We start from the raw sequence: 23847 nt of genomic DNA, 5'->3' as shown, positions 1-23847 counted from the left end.
CTCCATCTTTGGGGCGTATAACTCGTCACAAAACAATGGACAACAACAAACAATATTCGCTGGAGCAAACCATGCGCTGGTTTGGCCCCCAGGACCCGGTCAGCCTGGCCGATATCCGCCAGGCCGGCTGCACGGGCGTCGTCACGGCTCTGCACCACATTCCCAACGGGCAGGTATGGACCGTGGCCGAAATCATGGCGCGCAAGGAGCTCATCGAGCAGGCCGGTCTGCGCTGGAGCGTGGTGGAAAGCGTGCCGGTGCACGAGGCCATCAAAACCCAGAGTGCGGGCTTCGAAACGTACATCCAGAACTACCAGGAAAGCCTGCGCAACCTCGGCGTCTGCAGCATCAGCACGGTTACCTATAACTTCATGCCCGTGCTCGACTGGACCCGCACCGACCTGAGCTATGAAGTAGCCGACGGCTCCCGGGCCCTGCGCTTCGAGCGGGCCGCCTTCGTGGCTTTCGACGTGCTGCAGTTGCAGCGCCGCGGGGCCGAGCAAGAGTACTCCGACGACGAGTTGGCCAAGGCCCGCCGCCGCTTCGAAGGCATGAGCGAGGCCGAACGGCTGCTGCTGCAACGCAACATCATTGCCGGTTTGCCCGGCTCCGAGGAAAGCTTCACGCTCGGGCAGTTTCAAGAGGCTCTGGACGCCTACCAGAACGTGGACGCGGCCCGGCTGCGGGCCAATCTGATTCACTTTTTGCAAGCAGTAGTACCCGTGGCCGAAGCCAGCGGCGTCAACCTGGTGATTCACCCCGACGACCCGCCCTACCCTATTCTGGGTTTGCCGCGGGTAGTCAGCACCGCCGCCGACCTGCAGGCCTTGTTCGACGCGGTGCCTTCGCCCAGCAACGGCCTCTGTTTCTGCACCGGCTCCTTCGGCGTGCGGCCCGACAACGACCTGCCCGCCATGGTGCGCCAGTTTGCCGACCGGATCAACTTTATCCACTTGCGCAGCACCCGCCGCAACGCCGACGGGGACTTTTTCGAGGACAACCACCTCGAAGGCGACGTGGACATGTACCGCGTGATGCGGGAACTGGTGCACGTCACGCAGCAACGCCAACTCAGCATTGCCATGCGCCCCGACCACGGTCACCAGATGCTCGACGACCTGCACAAGAAAACCAACCCCGGCTACTCGGCCATCGGGCGCCTGCGCGGCCTGGCCGAGCTGCGCGGTCTGGAATTGGGGATTAGAAGAAGTATGAACGAGAGCTGAAAGCGAATTCCAGCGCGCCACCAAGCTTAAGACCGAATAACACCAGAGTGAGAAGTAACCAGTTAATCGTCGTTTTCCTGCTGCTAATTGGCCTGCAACCTGCTTTTGGGCAGCGCAGCCAGCGGCTGAATGCGAATTGGGAATTCGTCCGCCAGGATCTGGGGGGCGTGTGGGAAGCAGTGCGGCCCGTGGGTGCAGGAAACCCGAGAGCGTCCCGTTGTGGGAGAGGGTGACGCTGCCGCACTGCTTTAACGCCCAAGATGCGGTGGACCCGAACGTAAACTATTACCAGGGCCCCGGCTGGTACCGCACTCAACTAACAGTGCAAAACCCCTACGCCAACGGCCGCACCCTACTTCATTTCGAAGGCGCGGGTCAGAAAACCGAGGTATACATCCACACCACCAAAGTAGGCAGCCACGTGGGCGGCTACGATGAGTGGACCGTGGATATCACCCAGGCCATTGCCGATTTTCAAAAGACCGAAGCCTACCTGAAGCAGTTCAAGGGCCAGATTCCGCTCAGCATTCGCTGCGACAACTCCCGGGACCTGGAAATGATACCCTCCGACCTGTCGGATTTTAACCTCTACGGCGGCCTCTACCGCTACGTAAACCTGCGGTACCAGCCGGCCGTGGCCCTGAGTCGCCTCGTAGCTAAAGCTGAGGTTGACAAAGCCGGCAAAGCGGGTATGCTCACGGTAAAAGCCTCTTTCCCCGAAACCGTAGTTAGTGGCTCGGCTCCGTACTCCGTGCGCCTGCTCGACCCGCGCGGCAAGCAGGTAGCGCAATTTAAGGGCAATCTGCCGCTCAAAGCCGGCGAAGCGGACCTGCACCGGTTTGCGGTGAAAAGCCCCCAGCTTTGGTCGCCCGACTCGCCCCAGCTCTACACCGTGCAGGTCACGGTGGGGGCGGGCTCCGAGGCCCATCAGCAGAGCGAGAAGGTCGGTTTCCGCCACATTGAGTTTGTGGAGAAAGGACCGTTTATGCTCAACGGCCAGCGCCTGCTCTTGCGCGGCACCCACCGCCACGAAGACCACGCCGGCGTAGCCGCAGCCATGACGGAGCCCCAGATTCGCCAGGAAATGGTAATGATGAAGCGCATGGGCGTGAATTTTATCCGCCTGGGCCACTACCAACAGTCGCGCATTGTGCTCAACCTCTGCGACTCGCTGGGCATCACCGTCTGGGAGGAAATTCCCTGGTGCCGCGGCGGCCTGGGCGGGCCCGTATACCAGCAGCAGGCCAAGCGCATGCTCACCAACATGATAACCCAGCACTTTAACCACCCCAGCATCATCATCTGGGGGCTGGGCAACGAAAACGACTGGCCGGGCGACTTTCCCGAGTTCGACAAGCAGAAGATCCGGGCCTTCATGACCGAGCTCAACGACTTGTCGCACCAACTCGACGCCTCCCGCTACACCGCCATCCGCCGCTGCGAATTCTGCAAGGACATCGTTGACGTGTATTCGCCCTCCATCTGGGCTGGCTGGTACCGCGGCATCTACACCGAGTACAAGGAAACCAGCCGCAAGGAGTTTGAGGGCGTGAAGCGCTTCCTGCACGTGGAATGGGGCGGCGACTCGCACGCAGGTCGGCACTCGGAAAACCCCGACAACGCCCTGGCCAAAATAACGGCCGGCCAAGGTGCCGACGAGCGTTCCGGCGACGCATCCCTGTTTGGTGGCAGCGCCCGGGTTTCTAAGGACGGTGATTGGAGCGAAACCTACCTCTGCAACCTCGTCGACTGGCACCTGAAAGAGCAGGAAACCATGCCCTGGCTCAGCGGCGCGGCTTACTGGCCCTTCAAGGATTTCAGCACCCCCGTACGCCCCGATAATCCCGTGCCCTACATGAACCAGAAGGGCGTGGTAGAGCGGGATTTCACGCCCAAAGAGGCCTTTTACGTGTTTCAGTCGTACTGGACGCCCCAGCCCATGGCCCACATCTACGGCCACAGCTGGCCCGTGCGCTGGGGCGAGGAAGGCGAGCTAAAAATGGTGAAAGTGTACTCTAACTGCGCCAAGGCTGAGCTGTTCGTGAACGGTAAAAGCTACGGCGTGAAAAAGCGCAACAGCCAGGATTTTCCCGCCGCCGGCCTGCACTGGAACGTGCCCTTCGTAACGGGCCAGAACCAGGTGAAAGTCGTGGCCAAACAGGGCAAGCAGACGGTGCAGGACGAAATCAGCTTCCGCTACCAAACCCAGAAATGGGGCAAGCCCACCAGGCTCACCCTGGAAAAAGTGGCCGACACCAACGGCCTGACCACCGTCGAAGCCAAGCTCTACGACGCCCAGGGCGTGCAGTGCCTTGACGCGGCCAGCTGGCTGGAATTCTCCTTGGCCGGCGCGGGCCAGTTGATGGATAACCTTGGCACCAGCAGTGGGTCACGCAAGGTGCAGGCCTATAATGGCCGGGCTATTATTCGCCTCCGAGCTACGTCGGGCCAAACCAGCGTAGCCGTCCAGTCGCCGGGTCTGCCGGCCGTGGTACTGGCTCTATGACCTTACGCTGTAGAGACGCATACTTGCGTCTCCCGCTTGAATGATAAGTAGTAGGCTACCACAACGCAAACAACGATTGAGACGCAAATATGCGTCTCTACACTCCGACACAAATGCCCAAACAACTGCTTAGCTGCCTGCTTCTGGCCTTGCTTCTGGCCTCACCTGCCGCCGCGCAGCGCATCATGCAGTCAATCAACTCCAACTGGCTATTTCGCAAAGACGACGCGCAAAGCACTGTGGCCTCGGTTTCGGCGGCTACCAGTTGGGAGAAAGTCAGCCTGCCCCACACCTGGAACGCCGCCGACGTACTCGACGATGAGCCGGGCTATTACCGGGGCACGGGCTGGTACCGCAAGACCCTGCAGGTGCCGGCCAGTTGGCAGCAAAAGCGGGTGTACCTGTACTTTGAAGGCGCCAATCAGGAAGCCGAATTGTACGTGAACGGGCAGCTGGCCGGCCGGCACGCGGGTGGCTACACGGCCTTCAGCTTTCCGGTCAGCCAGTTTCTGAAGTTTGACGGTTCCAATCCAGCGGCGGCCGAGGTGTTGGTCAAGCTCTCCAACCGCCACAACCCCGACATTCCGCCCCTCTCGGCTGACTTCACCTTTTTCGGCGGCATCTACCGCGACGTTTACCTCGTGGCCGCCAGTTCGGTCCACTTCGACCTCGACAATTACGCTTCCAACGGCACCTTCGTCACCACGCCCACCGTCTCGAACGACGCGGCGGAAGTGGTGCTAAGTGGAGCGTTGCGCAATGAGTCATCCAGTTCGCGCAAAGTGACGCTGCTAACCCAAGTCTTAGACGCGGCGGGCAGAATCGTGGCCCGGCAGCAAACTTCGATTACGCTGAAGGCCGGAGAAAACCGCAGTTTCCGCCAGCCCCTACCCCGTCTGAAGCAGCCCCACTTATGGTCGCCTACCGACCCGTACTTGTACCGCGTGATGTCGACTATTTCCGAGGGCAAAACCCAGCTGGACGAAGTCACGAATCCGCTGGGGCTGCGCTGGTTTCGGTTTGATGCGGCCCAGGGCTTTTTCCTGAACGGGCAGCCGCTCAAGCTCATCGGCACCAACCGCCACCAGGACGTAGCGGGCCTGGGCAACGCGTTGCCAGATGCCTTGCACGAAAAAGATGTGCTCCTGCTCAAACAGCTCGGCGGCAATTTCCTGCGCATTTCTCACTACCCCAGGACCCTACCGTGCTTCAGGCCTGCGACCGGCTGGGCATTCTGACCTCGGTGGAAATCCCGGTGGTGAATGCCATTACCGACTCCGAGGGCTTTCTCCAGAACTGCCGCACCATGCAAACCGAGATGATCCGTCAGGGCTTCAACCACCCGTCGGTCATCATCTGGGCCTACATGAATGAGGTGCTGCTCCGATTGCCCGAGGGCATCAAGCGCGACAACGAGCCGGGCCGGGCCTACCTCAAAAAGGTCAACCAACTGGCCCAGCAGCTCGACGATTTGACCCGGCGCGAAGACCCTAGTCGCTACACCATGTGCGTCAACCACGGGGCCTTTGAGCTGTACCAGGAAGCCGGGCTGACCAAGATTCCGCAGCTCGTGGGCTGGAACCTCTATCAGGGCTGGTACTCAGGCGAGCTGCAGGGCTTTGCCGACTACCTCGACCGCCACCACCGCGAGTTGCCCGACAAGCCCCTGCTCGTTACCGAGTACGGCGCCGACTCCGACGAACGGCTCCACTCCTTCCAGCCCCGGCGTTTTGATAAAACCACCGAGTACGCCAACGCCTACCACCAGTTTTACCTCAAAGCCATTCTCGACCGGCCCTTCGTGGCGGGCAGCAACGTGTGGAACCTGGCTGAGTTCAGCTCCGAAACGCGCCAGGAAGCTAATCCGCACATGAATACCAAGAGTCTGCTCACCGCCGACCGCCAGCCCAAGGACGCCTACTATTTCTACCAGGCCCACCTGCTCAAAACGCCCTTTCTGCGTATCGGTAGCCGCAGCTGGAACCTGCGCAGCGGCCTTGCCGCCAGTGCTGATTCGCTGTTTTGCCGGCAGCTGGTAGAAATCTACACCAACCAGCCCGCCGTGCGCCTCTTGCTCAACGGCCGGGATTTGGGCACCAAAACCGCCGAGTTTGGCGTGGCCCGGTTCAATGTGCCGTTTACGAATGGCATGAACCAGCTCCGGGCCCAAGTTGCCGGTCAGCCGGTGGAAGACCAGGCCGACATTGAGTTTCAACTGCTGCCAACGCAACTGACTTCCAGCAAGCTGCCCTTCACCGAGCTCAACGTCAGCCTCGGCGACGCCCGCACTTTCACCGACGCCAAGCTGCACCAGGTGTGGATGCCCGAGCAGGAATACACGCCTGGGGGCTGGGGCTACGTGGGTGGCAAGGTCTACAAGCTGCCCGGCGAGCGGCTGCCCTACGGCTCCGACCGCGACATTCTGGGCACGGGCTACGACGCCCTCTACGAAACTCAGCGCGTGGGCCTCAGCCAGTTTCGCCTCGACGTGCCCGACGGCGAATACGAGGTGACGCTGCACTTTGCCGAGCTCGAAGCTGCCCCCGCCGCCGAGCAATTGGTGTATAACCTGGCCGGCAACAGTGCTGCCGCTGGTGCCACCCCGAAAGCCGGCCGCAGCTTCTCAGTGTTGGCCAACGGCGTGGCGGCCCTACCCAATCTGAGTACTGCCACTACGCTTCCCGCCCTGCAGGCCGTCAGTTACAAAGTGCCTGTGTCGGCCCGCGGCGGCCGGGGCATCATCCTCGACTTCCAACCCCAAACCGGCGAAACCATCCTCAACGGCCTGCAGGTGAAACGCCTCAATTAGCCGCTTGTTCTTCTATCAAGAACGTCATGCAGAGGCGCAGCCGAAGCATCTCGCGGGCTGCCGTTGCTAAATCGTATGTCATCCTGAGCTTTGCGAAGGACCTTCCTCACCTACCCTACTACCGTCTGAGCACTGCGCCCGGCAGCTCAAGACTTAGTTCGGCATGTTGCTTTAACCTTGCCCGAACATGGAGGCAGGTCCTTCGCAGGCGTACGCCAGATGGAGGATGACAGCCAATTTTTCATCCGCTTTACCGCTCCGCTCCTTCCCAACTTCTTGCAATGCTTTTTCCTTCCCCCAAAACGCTTCTATTTCTCACCGCTCTGCTAGCCGCCGCCTCCCCACGCTAGCCCAGAAAAAAGCCCTGACGCCCGCTGCCATTGAGCAGCGCATCACCGAGCTGCTAAGCCAGATGACGTTGGAGGAAAAAGCCGGACAGCTCACCCAGTACTCGGGCCGGGAATTGACCGGGCCGGCCAGCACCCGCAAAACCGATTTGCTCAACAGCATCCGCGGCGGACAGGTGGGCTCCATGCTGAACGTGAAGGGCGTGCAGGACACCCGCGCCATTCAGGCCGAAGCCCTCAAGTCCCGCCTGCACATTCCGCTGCTCTTCGGCCTCGACGTGATTCACGGCTACCAAACCGTGTTTCCCGTGCCCCTGGCCGAAGCCGCTTCCTGGGACATGGCCGCCATCCGCCAGTCGGCGCACGTGGCGGCCCGGGAGGCGGCAGCTGCGGGCATTCACTGGACGTTTGCGCCCATGGTCGACGTGGGGCGCGACCCGCGCTGGGGCCGGGTCATGGAAGGCGCTGGCGAAGACACTTACCTGGGCTCCCAGATTGCTCGGGCCCGGGTCCTGGGCTTTCAGGGCGAGAGGCTGGGCGGCACCGATGCCGTGATGGCCTGCGCCAAGCACTTTGCCGCTTACGGGGCCGCCATTGCCGGCCGCGACTACAACGCCGTAGACCTCAGCCCTCAGCAGCTCTGGGAAGTATACCTGCCCCCGTTCAAAGCTGCCGTCGATGCCGGAGCCGCTACGTTTATGAACTCGTTTAATACGCTCAACGGAGTGCCGGCTACGGGCAGCAAGTACCTGCAGCGCGACATTCTCAAAGGCCAGTGGCAGTACCCGGGCTTTGTGGTATCTGACTGGGGTTCGATTCGGGAAATGGTGAGCTGGGGCTACGCTTCCGACATCAGTGAGGCCTCGCGGCACGCCATTACGGCCGGCAACGACATGGATATGGAAAACGACGCCTACTTCGACGCCCTGCCCAAGCTGGTGCAGCAAGGCAAGGTCGACGTGGCCCTGGTCGATGATGCCGTGCGCCGCATCCTGCGCAAGAAGTTCGAGCTGGGCCTCTTCGACGACCCTTACAAATTCTCCGACGCCAAACGCGAAAAGAAAGTATTCAGTGACCCACAGCACCGCGTAGCCGCCCGCGACGTGGCCCGCAAATCCATGGTGCTGCTCAAGAATGAGCGTAATGCCTTACCCCTGGCCGCGCAGGGTAAAATTGCTCTGATTGGCCCCCTGGCCAAGTCCAAGCGCGACCTGGCCGGCGGGTGGACCGTCATTGCCGACACCACCCAGATTGTTTCGGCCTTCGAGGGCATCAGCCAGCGGGCCGGCAAAAAAGCCCAACTGCTCTATGCCAAGGGCTGCGACGCCACCGGCGACTCCGGCGCGGGCTTCGCCCAGGCCGTGGAAACGGCTAAGCAGGCTGACGTAATCGTGCTGTGCCTGGGCGAAACCTGGGACATGAGCGGGGAAGCCAAGTCCCGGGCCGACATCAGTTTGCCCGGCGTACAGGAAGAACTTTTTCTGGCCCTCAAGGCCACCGGCAAGCCCATTGTGGCCGTGCTTTTCGCCGGCCGCCCGATGATTTTCAACGCTATTGCCGACCAGGCCGACGCTATTCTCTACGCCTGGTTTCCGGGCTCGGAAGGCGGCCGCGCCCTGTCCGACGTGCTCTTCGGCGACTACAACCCCGCCGGCAAGCTGCCCAGCACCTTCCCCCGCCTGATGGGCCAGATTCCGATTTCCTACCAGCAGTACAGCACCGGCCGCCCCGTCGTCGACCCCAAGAACATCCGCTACCGCTCGGCCTATATCGACGCGCCCAACACCCCGCGCTACGCCTTCGGCCACGGCCTGAGCTACACTACTTTTAAGTACAGTGACCTGAAAGTAAGTCAGCCGCGGATGACGGTTGCCGAAACTGTGCAGGTGAGCTGCACGCTGACCAACACCGGCTCCCGCGCTGGCGAGGAAGTAGTCCAGCTCTATCTGCGCGACAAAGTAGCTTCCGTCGTGCGGCCCTCAAAGAGCTTAAGGACTTCCGCAAAATCAGCCTCAAGCCCGGCGAAAGCCAGACGGTGAGCTTCACCATCAGCCGCGACAAACTCGCCTTCTACAACAACGACCTGCAGTGGACCACTGAGCCCGGCGAATTCCGCCTCATGCTCGGCTCCGCCTCCGACGACATCCGCCTCGATGCCGACTTGACGCTGGCTGACTAATGAAAGTCAACTGATGGTTCAACCCTGTAGAACGTCATGTCGAGCCAAGCGAGACATCTCGCGTGCTGACGTTGCCAGAGAAACTGTCATGCTTGATCTAGCGGCCGCGCAGCCGAAGCATCTCTCCCGCAATGGTAATTTCGGACGCCTGCGCAACGAAGCGGTAGAGATGCTTCGACAAGCTCAGCATGACGTTCTGTTTTAGCAAACCCGCCCGATACCAATGAACCGCAATACATTTTTCCTTTTCCTGCTTTTCCTACTTAGCACGGTAGTGGGCCAGTCGGCGGAAACAGTGGGCAAGCCCGATAATAAATTACGCCGCCAGGCCATCGAAACCCTGCGCCGGCAGGTGCTCACCCAGGCCGCCTGGGCCCTGCAGCAGCAGCCCGTCACGGTCACGGCCAGCACTTCGCCCCGTAGCGCCGGCACCGCGCACGACTTCTTCTCCGAAGGCGACTACTGGTGGCCCGACCCGCAAAACCCCGCCGGACCCTATATCCAGCGCGACGGCCTCACCAACCCCGACAACTTCGTGGCCCACCGCCAGGCCATGATTCGCTTCAGCCGCATCATCGGGGCCCTGGCCTCGGCCTACGAGCTCACCCACGACGAGCAATACGCCCGCCACGCCCTGCTCCACCTGCGCGCCTGGTTTCTGGACCCGGCCACGCTCATAAACCCTTCCCTGAACTTCGCCCAGGCCATCAAAGGCCGCTTCACCGGACGCGGCATCGGGGTCATCGACACGATTCAGCTCATGGAAGTGGCCCAGGGCGTGCTGGTACTGCAGAGCTCCAAAGCCTTCGGCAAAGACGACGTGGCCGGCATCAAAAGCTGGTTTGCCCAGTACCTGACCTGGCTCACGATGCACCAGTACGGCAAGGACGAGATGAATGCCCAGAACAACCACGGCACCTGCTGGGTGATGCAAGTGGCCGCCTTTGCCCGCCTCACCGGCAACCAGGAGCTGCTCGATTTCTGCCGTACGCGCTACAAAACCGTGCTACTGCCCACCCAGATGGCCGCCAACGGTAGCTTTCCCCTGGAAACCAAGCGCACCAAGCCCTACGGTTACTCCCTCTTCAACCTGGACGCCATGACCATGATCTGCCAGATCCTGAGCACCCCGGCCAACGACCTCTACGCCTACCAAACGCCCGACGGCCGCGGCATCCGGCGCGGCATCGAGTACCTCTATCCCTTCGTGGCTGACAAAAGCAAATGGCCCTTTCCCCAGGACGTTATGTACTGGGACAACTGGCCCGTGGCCCAGCCCTTCCTCGTATTCGGCGCCGTGCAGTTCAAGCAACCCGACTGGCTGCAAACCTGGCAGCGTCTCGACCACCAGCCCGAGGTCGAGGAGGTCATCCGCAACCTGCCCGTGCGCAACCCCATTATATGGCTGAACTAGCATGGTGCCGACACCCAGCAGAGCGTCATGTCGAGCCCTGCGAGACATCTCGCCTGCTGATGTGGCCAAAGCATCTGTCATCCTGAGCCTAGCGAAGGACCTTGTCACGCTTGAACAAGTCGTTCCACTGTCATCAGGTCCTTCGCTCTGCTCAGGATGACAGCCGATTTTTGATTCTACCCCGAAACTCCCACCCCATGCCCTTCCGCTTCCTCACCCTCGGCCTGACCTTCCTCTCCACCGCCGCCTTTGCCCAGGATGCGCTGACCAAAAAGACCGTGCGGCTGGCCGAAACCCAGGCCACAACCATGCTGCAGGAGCTGCCTAAAGCCATAGCTCAGAAATCAGTGGCTGCGGGTAAGCCACCACTCGTGTCGCCGCGCAGCCTCACGCCTACCGGGGAGCTCATCGTGGTGCCCTCCCGCGACTGGACCAGCGGCTTTTTCCCGGGCTACCTGTGGTTTTTGTACGAGCTCAGCGGGCAGCCCAGGTGGATGGCGGAGGCCAAAACTTACACGGCCAACATCGAGCCCGAGAAAACCAACGGCGGCACCCACGACATGGGCTTCAAGGTATACTGCAGCTTCGGTACCGGCTACCGCCTGACCAAGGATGCGGCCTACAAAGACGTGATTCTGCAGTCGGCCCGCACGCTCAGCACCCGGTTTTACCCCAAGGTCGGTACCCTGCTGTCCTGGGACCACAGCCGCGAAAAGTGGGCCTTCCCGGTCATCATCGACAACATGATGAACCTGGAGTTGCTCTTCGCCGCTACCAAGCTCAGCGGCGACTCCTCGTTCTACAAGATTGCTGTGAGCCACGCCAATACCACCATGCACAACCATTTTCGACCTGACTATAGCTCCTACCACGTCGTGGACTACGACTCGGCCACGGGCAAGGTAGTAAAGCGCACCACCCACCAGGGCGCAGCCAATGAGTCGGCCTGGGCGCGGGGCCAGGGCTGGGCCCTGTACGGCTACACCATGTGCTACCGCGAAACCAGGAACAAGGCCTACCTAGCGCAGGCCGAAAACGTGGCCCGCTTCATCCTCAACCACCCCAACCTACCCAAGGACCTGATTCCCTACTGGGACTTCAACGCCCCCGGCCTGCCCAACGAGCCCCGCGACGCCTCGGCCGGCGCCCTGATTGCCTCGGCCCTCTACGAGCTCAGCACCTTCAGCCCCAACGGCAAGCTCTACCGCGCCAAGGCCGATAAAATGGTCAAGAGCCTAGCCAAGTCGTACGTGGCTCAGCCCGGCGGCAGCCGGGGTTTCCTGCTGCTGCACAGCACCGGGGCCAAGCCTTCCAACAGTGAAATCGACGTGCCGCTGAGCTATGCTGATTACTACTTTATGGAAGCTCTGGTGCGGCGGCAAAGCCTGCTCAACGGCAAGGGCATCCCGGGCTTGTAAAAACGGCCCAAGGCGGTGATTTTCGGGTTTTAAGAGGCTTTCTACGTAATCGTTTACGCAAATAAACCTCTCATAGTAAGGATGTTTACCCGCTAAAACCTCTCATTTTCCGGCTCCTAAGTAGCTACTAGGTTTTTGCGCTTTTGTTCCCCATCCTTAACCCCACCAAAACCCATGAAGTACCCCTCATTCCGCGCGGGCCTGGCCCAGCTCGGCCTGGCCCTGGCATTCGCCGTTGCGTCCGGCTGCCAGGAAAAAGAAGCTGCTGCTCCCGACACCGCTGAAGCCGCCGCCGACTCCACCATCACTACTTTCCGCCACCCCGGCGTGGTCAACAGCAAAGCCAGCCTGGACCTGGTAGCCGCCCAGGCCAACGCCGGCGACGCCACCCGCACGGCCGGCTACAATAAGGTGGTGGATTACATGAATCAGTACGCTGTGCCCACCTCTTTTCCCAGCGTGGTGTACGTAGTGGGCAGCGGAGGCAGTCCCACCGAAGACCAGATCCGGCGCGACGCAATTCTGGCCTACGCCTGTGCCCTGCGCTGGGTGAAAACCGGCAACGCGACTTACGCCAACCAGGCCAAGCAGATTCTGAACGGCTACGCCTACAACTTTCAGCGCTACAGCACCTCGCCCAAGCCCGACGGCAGCCCTACCGAGTTCCGGCAGACCTACCTGGAAGCCGCCTGGGTGGCCCCAACGTTCGTCGCGGCCGGCGAAATTATCCGCTACTACCAAGTAAACGGCACCGGCGCGGCCTGGTCGGCCACGGACGTGAGCAAGTTTTCGGATTTCCTGAATAACCTCAAGAACAACTACGTCAACAACGTACCGGGCGCCATCAACGACATCAACAACTGGCAGGCCTCCTACGCCTACGCCAAAATGGCCCTGGGCGTGTGGTTCAACAGCACCGCCGTCTACGACTCGGGCTACGACTATCTGTTTCAGATTCTGCCCCAGCTCTTCTATTCCGATGGCGCGGTGAAGGAGCAGCGCGACCGAGACTGTATTCACCCGCAGTACACGCTCACGGCCCTGACTTACGCCGCCGAAACGGCCCGCATCCAGGGCAACGCAGCCATTTACGAGGCCAACGGACAGCAAATCAAGAACGGCTGGAATAAATATGAAGACGCCGCGGCCGGCAACTACACCCGCAACTGCAGCGGCACCCAGATTTTCCCCGGCATCGAAACGGCCTACAACTACTACGGCACCAGCAAGCTGGCCTCCCTGCGCGACCGGCAAGACCCCTACGGCGTGCCCGGCGACAAAACCTTCCTGGGCTTTACCTCCTTCACCCACCGCAGCATCGGGCGGTAAATATTAATTGGTTTGGTACAGAAAAGGCTGCCCTTTTGGGGCAGCCTTTTTCTGCATTATAGCCAAGCCAACGAGTGTCTGCTTTTGCCTGGGATGCTACTGATTTCTCAGGTACCGCAGTTCTGTGCGTAGAACTGGCCTTTACCTTTAAGTCACACAGCGTATAATAAAAGTAACAAACCTCCTGCACACAGTACAGGAGGTTTGACAAAAGTGACGAAGCAAGGAGTGCCTTGTCTAGGCTACCGAAGCAAAGAGTAGAATTTTAGGCACCTGTCCGCACGTCGCGGCTCCGGCTGGCTTGGCCACCTTTACGACCCGCGGCCCGGGCTTCTTCGGAGGTGAAGCGGTGGCCGCGGCCACTCTCGTGCGAGGCCTTACCGCCTTCGCTGGCAATTCGGCGCTGCGTTTCCGGATCCATTGCGGCAAAGCCGCGAGGACGCTTGGCAGGAGTTTCGGAGGCTTTTTTGGTCGTGCGGGTAGTGGGCATAACAGTAGCGTTGGTGATGTGAGACAAGTGAGCCATGTAACCCTGGTTAGGGCTTCTGAGGGCTCTAACGGCCACACACAGTACCTTGGACGATCTTCAACGAGCAAATACCAAGTTATACCTCGTAAATCACGCTTTTTAACGAGCACCTCTGCGGGTTTATCTCGACAATACAAATAAGTACGGATGAGCTAGGCTACTGCTCAGCTAATACGTATTAACAACCCGCACCTTCCGTATTAAACGATATTGACCAAGGCTAATTTGGCTGCTGCTTGGTAACAGGTACGGACAGCGTATTCACGCTTCTGTCGAGTAGGCCTTGCTAACTGCTTATAGAGTAGCTTATGGCCGCTGTAAGCCGGTCCTCAAGGGTAAACCCGTATCGGTTTCCCAATATCCGCACTTACCGAGGGTTGCTGGTATTTATACGGACTGTCAAATTGCCCGTTGGTCGCCTCATTGAGGTTGTTCACCTAATTTAGCCTTCGATTACTGCGTTACGCAATCCGCTGAGCTTGCTGCTGCACTAGGGTCTATGGACCTTTGCATATGCACTTCCTCCTAGTTTTATGGCTAAGTCAGCACCCTGGCCTGGTACTGACCGAACAAGGGAGCTATCAACTCTCTCTCGACGCCTTACTACTTACTCACGACGCGGGCCAGGACCTCCTGCCCTACGAACGCAGCCTTTTACAACGGGTAGCAAAGCAGCAGATGACCGTTGGCCACATGTTGGCCTATCTGCGCGAGCAAGATCAGGCCTAGCTTTCAGATTCTTTTCCGCTAGAGAAGAACCTAGTAGAGGCGTGATTTTATGCTCTTTACCAGAGCCAAGCTGCGCAAAAAAATACGGTTGTGTGTAGTCTGAAAGGCGTGCTACCGGATAACGCCGAAAGCAAAGCCGGGAATGTCTACTACCCGACCGTTTGCGCGAACAGCCGACCTTGTAAAACTGATTTAGCAGAAGTTATAAAGTCTTGCTTAGTAAGCCTCCAACACCACGTCCGGCAACAGGGTCTTAGTGGGTCGTTGTCTTACCAGTTGCTACTTCGGTGTCGGTACCGCTGGCCCATGCCCGGGCCTGGGCTACGTCGGTAAACAGACGCTGCTCGAAAGGAGCCAACTCGTATGCCGCGCTGTGCATTTGCTTGATCAGCAACTGATTCAGCGGATCTTCCGCCTCAATTCGGGCCAAGCGCCGGAGGCCAACGCGGACCAGCTCCGGCATTATTTCCGAAGCAATCCACTCCATATCAGCCGGACGCACGGGGCCGAGCAGGCGGTCATCAGCTACCCAGCCGGTAATACGGTGCTCCCGGGCCCAATCCAGCGCTTCGGCCACTGCCTGCCGAAATACCGAACTCGTAACGAAGCCCTGCCATTGAGCTTCCAACGCCTTTGAGGGGCCTTCGTGCAGGTAAAGATTAAGGAAGGGATATTGGGCAAGCAGAAGCATACAACTGGGACGGGCAGGGCGTGAGGGGGTCAAAGGTAAACCCTATTTCGCTAGAGGTTATGAACTATACTGGTTAAACCTTCAGCAGGTTAGAAACAGCGAAAGGCAAGCCTGCCGAGTTGCTTTCTATGCGCTGCAGCCGCTAGAATTCTTTGCAGTGCTGCTATCTTTTAACACAAGTAGAAGTAGTAAACCCTATAAATTTAAAACCCACCCTACAGTGCTGTAAGGCGGGTTTTTTTAAGTAATTATCCACTCAGTTTTGTTCTAGCCAATGGCTGGTACTTCTTCTCTAGGAAATAAGCAGTCGCAACAACTATAGCCAGTACAGCAGGTATCGAGCCGAGTAGGTTAGGGCTGTTCCCTGCTAGGCTGGAATCCGCTTAAAGAGGAACATTATAGGGTAATGAACCAAGTACAAACCATACGAAATACTGCCCGTTACATTCAGCCTATTGATAATAGTTTGGCTCTGAGTATTTATCCAGAGTCCCAGAAAATAGATAGCCACGGACAGCAACTACATAGCACAGTACAGCAGGTTGAGTTCATCCGTTACCCGGTGTTTATAAAGTAGCAGAAGGATAAGCCTGGTATCAGCATCAGCATACCTACAAACAGGCGGCCGAGGAAATTCTTACTAGTAAACACGAGCAGGATAAGTAGACAGAAGGGCAAAGTAAAGCTCGACGTGAGCATTTTCGACGATACCAACAAGCAGGTGCGGGAAGGCGGCAAAACGCACTTGGTCGACGAACTCGCCGTGGACTTATAGAATCTATATCGGGCAATACAATAACTGCTGGCTCTGCTATCAAGTAGCATCGGGTTTACCATCCTTTTCAGCTGGCACCCGTGGGGAAAGTGCTTCTGAGTTCCGGGAACTTCGAAAGGTAAACCTGTTTCTTGAGCTCAATCCGGTCCGTAAGACCACTTTGCCATGCCTGTAGACATGCGTGGGCAGTAGTTCAGGAAAAGGAGCTCTTATTTGTACGCATAATTAGTCCAGCCGCCGTCTACCAATAGCTCCGTGCCGGTGACAAAGCTGGCCTCATCGGAAGCCAAGAATAAGAAGGCGTTGGCCAGTTCCTCTGGCTGACCTAATCGTTGCAAGGCCGTCGAGGAGGCAAAATGGGTCAACACTTCTTCCGGTGCAGCTAGCACTAATTCCGTCGCAACCGGTCCTGGGCTAACCACATTTACGCGGATTTTTCTTCCCGCCAGTTCATTCGCAGCAACCTGCGCGATTTTGTTTAAGGCGGCTTTGGTCGCCGCGTACACGCTCGTGTTCAGGGTGGCGGCCGTTGCGGACGCCGAAGAGGTGAACAATACCGATGCCCCATCCGCCAGATACGGCAGCAGCTTCTGCAACGTGAAGTAATGGCCTTTCACGTTGGTATTGAATTGGGCATCAAACTCCGCTTCCGTGGTCTGCGCAATCGACTGAATGCCCACGATGGCGGAATTTAACAGCAGCACATGGATAGCTGCGCCATTTTCCTTCACGGCTTGTTCCAACGCGGCGATACCGGCCAGACCGGAGGTGTCGGCCACCACGGTTCTTACGTTAGGATTGTTGAGTTTGGCCGCTGCGGCCTGCAGGTTTTCTTCCCCTCGGCCGGTTATCCAAACCGTAGCCCCGGCCGTGAGAAAGGCCTGGGCGGCCGCAAATCCAATACCGGTAGTGCCTCCGCAAATAATGGCGTTTTTTCCTGTCAGATGCATGGTAATAAAGTTTGGTTAGTTGACGGGTCAAAGGTAGACTACCCTTGTTCTGTTTAGTAACTTTGTAACTAAAAAGAACAGTAACATCGGTGTAACCAAGTAACATGACCATGTCCCCACACGAAGACTTTCAGACAAGACGTAAGCACCTGATGCGAACGGTTCAGGACGCAATGGATGTGCTGAATGGGAAATGGAAAATTGCCATTATTGCCTCGCTGTGCTGTTTCACGAAGCGTCGGTTTTCCGATATCCTGAATGATGTCGTTGGGATTTCCAATCGAATGTTGAGCAAAGAATTAAAGGAGTTGGAAATCAACCAGGTGATCAAGCGTAGCGTGTTAAATACGCAGCCCGTAACGGTTCACTACGAGCTTACCGAACATGGCAAAACGCTACAACCCCTGATCGAAGGGTTAGCGGATTGGGGAGTGATACATCACAAACAAATAGTGGGTACGTAACGCGTCAGCTAGGAGCGTCTATGGCCGACTGATAGAGAGGGCTCCAACAGTCGCCGCTTCCGAGCGGTGGCTTGCGGGTTTAGCGAGGAGTTGCGAGCCGGCTGCGCCTGGCATAGCCGGTTGGGGGCTCCAGTGTGGGAAGTAGCCCCATGACTGGGCTCGTAGGAAATTATCACGGCCGAAGAATTACCAGCGGTACGCCTTCTGAATGGGCCGACAGGGTTTTAAAACGCACGAGTGAGAAAGCATACATGCTTTCGATTCAAACCAAAAGAAATTCAGTTTAAGGGTGGTTTACGTTTACTAAGAGGACGCCAGCAATAGTAAAAAAGTGTTCTGGCCATAAGCCAGAACACTTTAGAAAATTTGGGTAAGCACCAGATGACTAGACTTTTTACTTCGATCTATTGGCAGTAAACAAAAAAAGCCCTTCTCGTTGCCGAGAAGGGCTTTTCTGTGGAGCTGCAGGGAGTCGAACCTTGTATCTATATGCGATTGAATGTGACAGGAGAATACCTCCAAATGGGTTAATGAGGGGCTATAATCTGCTATGGAGTGGCATTCAGTAACAATTTGATGCAAGTTCTGTACCCCTATTTGTACCCCAGATCAAATGTACTAGCTTTGCTTACTACATCAGTTTACGATCTAAATGGCCAGCCTCAGCTTCCACCTAAAGCGCCCCCAGGGCGACAAGCCTACTTCCATTTTTATCCTGTTCACCGCGAACGGGAAACGGACCAAGGTCTATACTGACCTTAAGATTCTACCAGTAAAGTGGGATACGGGAGAGCAGCGCGCTAAGACTTATAGGCAGGGTAATGCCAATCAGGTGCTCAACGATACGCTTGACCTGTTCCGTGAGCAGCTACTGGAGTTCTATGCCGATCAGCGTGCTAAGGGCCTAGTACCCGACGCACAAGCCTTACGAGCCGCAATAGAACCTAAAGAGGTCAGCGCAGTTCCCGAGAAAGCAGATGCTCTCCATGCCTTTGCTGACTGGATAGACTACTGCAGCCGTAGCAAGCGCCCAAACACTATCAAAGTCTACCGAACCGCGCTACGCCACTTGCGCGAGTTTGGTCAGTACACGAAGCACCCTATTGACTTTGACTACTTCAACTTGGGCTTTGCTGACAAGTTCACCTCGTACCTAATGGACCAACGGGAGTTAGCAGACTCAGCTATACACAAGAACCTAGCGACACTAAAGAACTTTTTGGGCTATGCCCAAGATCGTGGCTTACACACTAATACGGCTTTTAAACGGTTCACCTGGCGCCGCCGTGAACCGTCTATTTTGACCCTTACGGCTCACGAGCTCCGTGCTATTGCCGACCTGAACCTCCCCGATGGCTCTTACCTAGACAATGCCCGTGCTCTCTTCTTGCTCGGGTGCTACACTGGCCTGCGCTATTCCGACATCAGCACCTTGCGGCCAGAGCACATCTTCGAAACCTCATTACGAATCACCACCCAGAAAACTGCTGAGGACCAAATCATCCCTTTAAGACCCGAGGCCCGTCGTATTGTCGCTCGCGTTCAAGCTGGGCACGTTCGTCCAATCAGCAATCCAAAGCTTAACCAGTACGTGAAAGAGTTAGCCCAGCTGGCCGGTATTGACCGCGAAGTAGAACGCGTGCGATACAGCGGCGGAAAACGCTTGGCAGAACGAGCCCCTAAGTACGCTTTCGTCACTACCCACACTGCACGACGCACTTTTGTAACCCTTGCTCTGGAAGACGGTATTGAGATGAGCCGGGTGATGAAAGTGAGTGGCCACCGTACCTGGGCGGCGTTTAAGCGTTATGTAAACGTTACTGATGAGTCAGCCGCTGATGCATTCGCCGCGGCTTATGGTCAATAATTTTTCAGCTGCTATTCAGACCATTAGCGGCGAAAATCAGACCTTCAGAGGCTTTTTTTTGGAAGTAATGCTCTCGCCTTTAATTTTGTAAGAGAGAGTACAAAAGGTGCTCGCACAAATTTGTTGCCCTAAGGGGCCAATGACTTCCCTACCTTACCTCCATCACGACGTCCTTAAGACTCGTGACGGCATGTTTGCTCCCTCCCAGAGCGGCGCTAGCATGCTATCCGGCCTCATTCAGGCCCTCTCTCCTCTTATCGAGCAAATCGTCGAGGAAAAACTTGCAGTTCGGCTGGACTCACTTACCCAGCAGTATACTGTTACTCAACCTCCTAATGAGTGGTTGACAGTTAAAGAAGCTGCCCTATTCTTTGATGTTGTCCCGCAAACCATTCATCGGTGGTCTAAGAAGGGCACTATCTCTCGTTTCAAACTTGAAGAGAAGGGCACGACGTACTACAGCAAAGCTGAGCTTAATGCTGCTCTTAAGCAGCAGGTACGTCCTGACGGTACACGTAAGCACGCTCGTCGCCAGTTTCAGAAGAGCGCCGTCTAGGCCATCACCGAGAGGTGCCTTTTTGAAGATTTATTTTCAGAAAAGCACCTTTCGGTGAGATACGCCGCAAAAAGTTAAATCCCACGTAGTGGTAGTGCTTCGACCACACTATCCGTGGTTCTCAGCAATGCTGACAATACCCAAGAACTTGGATGTACAGGCTCTTTTGGAGCAGTTCCATCCGTATGAAATCGATCAGGTCGCCACATTTAATGTTGACCACCTCATCTACATTCTAGACTTTCTCACCGCTGCCCCTCTGCGAAACAAAAAAAACGCAGAACAGATAATCGATGGGTTTGTGCCTATGACTGCTCACTCCCTCCAACGAGTAGTTTCACACTATAATGCCTACTTGGCTTACCTCAAAAGAGCAGGAGTAATTGAAGTCTACAAGAACGGAACGTTTCAACCGGGCACTGCTGAGCTGCCAGGCAAAAGCAGGAAATATCGATTCACAGAAGCGTATCGCCAGCAGCCAATCCGCTTTGTCGAGGTGACTACTAAAGCGTTTAAAAGGCGTATGAGTGCCCTCCGCAGCAGAGAGTGGCGCAGCCTTCGGGGCCGTGATTATAAGCACTTGTTGAAATACCTAGAGGCTGATGGCCGGTTACAGATAGACGCAGACGCCGCCCGGCAGTGGAATCAAGAACGCCTAAACTTGCTGCAGTTGCGCCCCGAATTGCGTAAAGTAAAAAAACGCATCAACTCGGCCTATCAACGCGCTGACGCCTACGTTGACCCAATCGAACAATATAACCACGCGGAATACAGTATCGGGCGCCTAGAGCACCAGATATGGGACGTGGTTATAGATGATAAGGTGCACCGGCTTCATAGCCCCCTGACCAACATGCACAGCGGCCTACGTCACTTCCTCAAATATGATGGAGAGGAATTAGTATCACTGGATATTGCGAACAGCCAGCCCTATCTGGCAACCCTGCTCCTACGCCCAGGTTTTTATAGCAAGCCAGACCAAGTGCTCCCACGCCTTTTTTTTGAAGTAGAAGGAGTACAAATAAAACAAGAGAGGGAAACCCACCAATTAACCCATCCTTACCTTATTCTACAAAATACAGGCTTTGACCCTGATGCACAAGACATTAAGACCTTCAACAACCTCACCTCCAAGGGACTCTTGTACCAGTACTTGCAGGACAAGTTCAGAGCCCAACTAGGGGTAGCCAACTGCGGAAGGAGGCAAGTAAAGGAAACTGTATTTGAAGTTCTGTTTGCCAAAAACAGGTACACCTCTGATCGGAAAAAACTGTTTGAAACCCTATTCCCGTCGGTTTCTCAAATTTTTATAATGCTTAAAGAGAAGGACAACACTATGTTGCCCCGCCTGCTCCAGATGCTCGAATCCCACATTGTTCTGAGAAGAATCTGTGGGCTTATTGCAAAAAAGCATCCTAATGCACCACTGCTTACTATCCACGATAGTATCGTTACGACCCTTCCTTATGCGGAACGGGTGGAAACCATCATGAAAAAAGAGCTTGAGAGGCTCGTTGGCTTAGCGCCAACGGTTAAGCGGGAATACTGGCAGGCGGCTACAGCCTGGGCTATTTTAGAGGAGATGCGAAAGGCAGCACATTGTCCAGTTACGGAGTTAAGTAAGCCGAAGCTACGAACTGCTTTGAAGAAGCCGGTCGCATGGACTTCCTGTGCCAGTGAAGTGGTATAATGGATCGGAATGAGTGTTTCATTGCTTGGTGACCAAGTTGACTCGTTTTAGCCATTATTTTATCTTGTTATGTACCTGAAAATCGAGAAACAGGACCCCTAGAATGAAGATTGTATTGACAATTACCGAAACAAGTAAAAAGTGTCAATACGCGCTGATATGACATCTTATGAGTGCAAAAAAGGAGTCAAGGTATTATCCCTTTACACTACTGGATTTTCGGATTGTAGCTGTTCCGAGTGTGCGCGCAGCTCTGTTTTTTTTCAAACTGCTACTCTCTGTAAGACCGAATACATATGCAGAGGTTAATCCATTGATTATAAACATTTTATTCTCGGAAAACCCAGAAATACCTTGACGAGCTGTCTCGTAAGGGGAAAGCAGAAAGTAGACCCACCCGGTCTGACAATTACGTTTCTATTTGCCTTCATTCCCCTGGTGTTTATCAGCTGGTCAACACTAGGGGGACTTTCTGAAAAAATTTCATCAAATTTTGCTCCGCAAGCTAGCGCACCTGGGCCGCTTGGATGAACATATAGGAAGAACCCAAGGTAGTATTGGGCCATTACTCTTGCTCCCTCATTTCATTTACATTTATTAGGGGGCATCTCAGAAAACGAAAAAAGCGCGTTAAGGAATTTGACCGAAGGGGTGCTTACAAACTAATCAGTCAACTTGCTGGCAGCGACTTTTTGGTGGCTGTCAATGACGACACGGCAGTGGCGCAGGTATTTGTAAAGCGTAACCTTGGAAATGCGTAGGCGCTGGGCAACCTCGTTGACGCCCAGTTGCTGCTCTTTGTATAGGGCCTCGGCAACGATGGCCGTGCGCTCGGCTTTTTATGAGAGCCCCCACCGACGACCAGAGATGGGGCCCGTGCCCAGGCGGCGGCCAAGCTGGCGTAGGTCCGTTCCCAAATTAGCTCCTGCTCAAATTCGGCCAGCGAGGCAAGCAGGTTAAATACGAGCCGGCCCTGGGCCGAGGTCGTGTTAATGGCATCCGTGAGCGAAATCAGGCCCACGCCTTTGAACTCCAGTTCGGCCACCATGTCCAGCAGGTGCTTAAGTGAGGGACCCAGCCGGTCTAGCTCCGGTCAGGGTGTGACTACGAAAGTTCACCTGCCCTTCTGCAACAAGTTGACCCAATACGTTTTTTGACCGACTACACGGTGTAGGGCTAGTTACGTGGTGTCATGCCCTGCGAACAATCCTACTTCTCAGTAAGCGAAGTGGGTTCACCCATCGCGAGTGTCGCCAGGTGGGCAGCCACAGGCTCGGCAAGCGCATCACTGTCGGGGTCGCGCGGCTGCCAGCCTAACCCATTGCCTTCCGGCGGGGGAGCAGGTCACGCTGCTGATCGGGCAGCAGGCTCAGCTGTGAGGGCGTCAGCACGCGTTGGCGCCCCAACTCAAACTGAAGTTGTACCTAGTACAGCTGCGGTTCCCGCTGCGGACTATCAGGAGCGTAGGTGTGCAGCACGTGGTCACGCCGGGTGAACAGGTGCTCCTGAGCAGCGCGCAGCCGTAGGTACTCGGCTTCGTTAAGGTGCGCCACCCGAATCAACGGATGGGTCGCTATGGTGGCCTCATAAGCAAACTGCAGATAGCTGGGGGAGCCTGGCCGTGTAAATAGGAGGTCTGTCCATAAACGGGCACACCAAAGCAGCCCAGTAGGAGTAACAGGGAAAGAACGCGTGACATTAGGTAATAGTTGGTGAGAAACGGAGGTACAACCTGCTCTATGATTGCACTCAGCTTAGAATAAATTGCCCTTGTACAACAGCCGGGCCGGTTGAAAACGTTTCTTTGGCAACCGTAATTCTTTTCAGAGCGGAAAAGTAAGCTTCGCTTTTTCTCGTTATTAGGAACGAAAAGACTCTCTGGGAAGGCTTCACTTTTCAAGACGTGCTTCAGCGATATGCGTGCTGCTGGTCTTCTGATCACCGGTGCCAGTGGGGTAGTTGCGGGGCAACGACACTCAATCCCGATAGACAGCTACCTAGGTTGTTGCCAATGCGTGCGTGAACAGGGATACCCCCACATCTACGTAAACTCCGCAGCATCTTTCCGGTAGAGGCCGTAATGCATTGCGTTTTTCCCAGCCGGACCTTTGGCAAAGCGTATCGATGCGCTTTCTTTTGGTCCTGGTATGATGCACGACTCCCGCTTTGGCCCTACAGCGCAAACTGCCGCACAACGGGCGTTTGTCTTGCACATGATGCAGACGGTGATGCCCCGCTTGAAAACCAACGCCACGCCGGCCGCCCAGCAACTGTACGCCCGGTATGTGGCTGGCGAATTGAGCTGGCTGGAAATGCGCCAGAGACTGAACCCAGGTACCTGACGGCACAGCCCCCGAATCCGCAGACT

At 56.5% G+C, this 23847-nt stretch carries 18 protein-coding genes and 1 pseudogene; 14 read left to right on the top strand and 5 right to left on the bottom strand.

What is annotated here, in order from left to right:
- The first annotated feature begins 35 nt into the window (after positions 1-35).
- From uxuA to MUN79_RS09660, 9 genes and pseudogenes are all read left to right on the top strand, one after another.
- Positions 36-1226: a mannonate dehydratase gene (gene uxuA, locus MUN79_RS09700; RefSeq protein ID WP_244678302.1), complete on the top strand. Its 1191-nt coding sequence runs from the start codon at positions 36-38 to the stop codon at positions 1224-1226.
- Between the two features lie 265 nt (positions 1227-1491).
- Positions 1492-3732 (top strand): glycoside hydrolase family 2 TIM barrel-domain containing protein, encoded by a 2241-nt coding sequence (locus MUN79_RS09695; protein ID WP_244677476.1) that lies wholly within the window; start codon positions 1492-1494, stop codon positions 3730-3732.
- An 89-nt stretch (positions 3733-3821) separates the two neighbouring features.
- Positions 3822-5885 (top strand): annotated as a pseudogene (locus MUN79_RS31775) (glycoside hydrolase family 2 protein).
- A gap of 167 nt (positions 5886-6052) precedes the next feature.
- Positions 6053-6541, top strand: a complete 489-nt coding sequence (locus tag MUN79_RS31770) for a malectin domain-containing carbohydrate-binding protein (RefSeq protein WP_375378245.1) — start codon at positions 6053-6055, stop codon at positions 6539-6541.
- A gap of 226 nt (positions 6542-6767) precedes the next feature.
- On the top strand, positions 6768-8927 hold the full coding sequence (locus MUN79_RS09680; RefSeq protein ID WP_244677473.1) for a glycoside hydrolase family 3 N-terminal domain-containing protein: 2160 nt from the start codon (positions 6768-6770) through the stop codon (positions 8925-8927).
- Positions 8894-9067: a fibronectin type III-like domain-contianing protein gene (locus MUN79_RS09675; RefSeq protein ID WP_244678301.1), complete on the top strand. Its 174-nt coding sequence runs from the start codon at positions 8894-8896 to the stop codon at positions 9065-9067. The genes MUN79_RS09680 and MUN79_RS09675 overlap by 34 nt, the downstream gene beginning before the upstream one ends.
- 274 nt (positions 9068-9341) lie before the next feature.
- Complete coding sequence (locus tag MUN79_RS09670; protein ID WP_244677472.1) at positions 9342-10481, top strand: alginate lyase family protein; 1140 nt, start codon at positions 9342-9344, stop codon at positions 10479-10481.
- A 170-nt stretch (positions 10482-10651) separates the two neighbouring features.
- Positions 10652-11899, top strand: a complete 1248-nt coding sequence (locus MUN79_RS09665) for a glycoside hydrolase family 88 protein (protein ID WP_244677471.1) — start codon at positions 10652-10654, stop codon at positions 11897-11899.
- Between the two features lie 174 nt (positions 11900-12073).
- Positions 12074-13228, top strand: coding sequence for an alginate lyase family protein (locus MUN79_RS09660; RefSeq protein ID WP_244677470.1), 1155 nt, complete (start codon positions 12074-12076; stop codon positions 13226-13228).
- Between the two features lie 265 nt (positions 13229-13493).
- On the opposite strand, the gene MUN79_RS09655 is transcribed toward MUN79_RS09660, so the two are convergent.
- The 3 genes from MUN79_RS09655 to MUN79_RS09645 all read right to left on the bottom strand — a co-directional run bounded on the left by MUN79_RS09655 (position 13494) and on the right by MUN79_RS09645 (position 16902).
- Positions 13494-13754 carry a KGG domain-containing protein gene (locus MUN79_RS09655; RefSeq protein WP_244677469.1) on the bottom strand — a complete coding sequence of 87 codons (261 nt, stop codon included), beginning with the start codon at positions 13752-13754 and terminating at the stop codon, positions 13494-13496.
- 985 nt (positions 13755-14739) lie between these two features.
- Complete coding sequence (locus MUN79_RS09650) at positions 14740-15177, bottom strand: hypothetical protein (RefSeq protein ID WP_244677468.1); 438 nt, start codon at positions 15175-15177, stop codon at positions 14740-14742.
- A 984-nt stretch (positions 15178-16161) separates the two neighbouring features.
- Positions 16162-16902, bottom strand: coding sequence for an SDR family oxidoreductase (locus MUN79_RS09645; protein ID WP_244677467.1), 741 nt, complete (start codon positions 16900-16902; stop codon positions 16162-16164).
- Between the two features lie 110 nt (positions 16903-17012).
- Here MUN79_RS09645 and MUN79_RS09640 point away from each other — a divergent pair, with 110 nt between their 5' ends.
- The 4 genes from MUN79_RS09640 to MUN79_RS09625 all read left to right on the top strand — a co-directional run bounded on the left by MUN79_RS09640 (position 17013) and on the right by MUN79_RS09625 (position 21479).
- Complete coding sequence (locus MUN79_RS09640) at positions 17013-17366, top strand: winged helix-turn-helix transcriptional regulator (RefSeq protein WP_244677466.1); 354 nt, start codon at positions 17013-17015, stop codon at positions 17364-17366.
- A gap of 652 nt (positions 17367-18018) precedes the next feature.
- A complete protein-coding gene (locus MUN79_RS09635) occupies positions 18019-19233 on the top strand; it encodes a site-specific integrase (RefSeq protein WP_244677465.1) in 1215 nt (404 codons plus the stop codon).
- Positions 19234-19423: 190 nt separating this feature from the next.
- The gene (locus MUN79_RS09630) at positions 19424-19789 is read left to right on the top strand and encodes a helix-turn-helix domain-containing protein (protein WP_244677464.1); all 366 of its coding nucleotides are present in this window, start codon (positions 19424-19426) and stop codon (positions 19787-19789) included.
- A 148-nt stretch (positions 19790-19937) separates the two neighbouring features.
- The gene (locus tag MUN79_RS09625; RefSeq protein ID WP_244677463.1) at positions 19938-21479 is read left to right on the top strand and encodes an S-layer homology domain-containing protein; all 1542 of its coding nucleotides are present in this window, start codon (positions 19938-19940) and stop codon (positions 21477-21479) included.
- A 670-nt stretch (positions 21480-22149) separates the two neighbouring features.
- Here the strand turns inward: MUN79_RS09625 and MUN79_RS09620 are convergent.
- Both MUN79_RS09620 and MUN79_RS29975 read right to left on the bottom strand, forming a co-directional pair.
- Complete coding sequence (locus tag MUN79_RS09620) at positions 22150-22527, bottom strand: recombinase family protein (protein ID WP_244677462.1); 378 nt, start codon at positions 22525-22527, stop codon at positions 22150-22152.
- Between the two features lie 376 nt (positions 22528-22903).
- Positions 22904-23032, bottom strand: a complete 129-nt coding sequence (locus MUN79_RS29975; protein WP_262923019.1) for a hypothetical protein — start codon at positions 23030-23032, stop codon at positions 22904-22906.
- A gap of 555 nt (positions 23033-23587) precedes the next feature.
- On the opposite strand from MUN79_RS29975, the gene MUN79_RS09615 reads away from it, so the two are divergent.
- A complete protein-coding gene (locus tag MUN79_RS09615) occupies positions 23588-23821 on the top strand; it encodes a hypothetical protein (RefSeq protein ID WP_244677461.1) in 234 nt (77 codons plus the stop codon).
- Positions 23822-23847 lie beyond the last annotated feature (26 nt).

The organism is Hymenobacter cellulosilyticus (assembly GCF_022919215.1).
GTDB lineage: Bacteria > Bacteroidota > Bacteroidia > Cytophagales > Hymenobacteraceae > Hymenobacter > Hymenobacter cellulosilyticus.
Note: the sequence above shows the minus strand (reverse complement) of the source record. Positions and strands in the feature narration are given on the sequence as shown.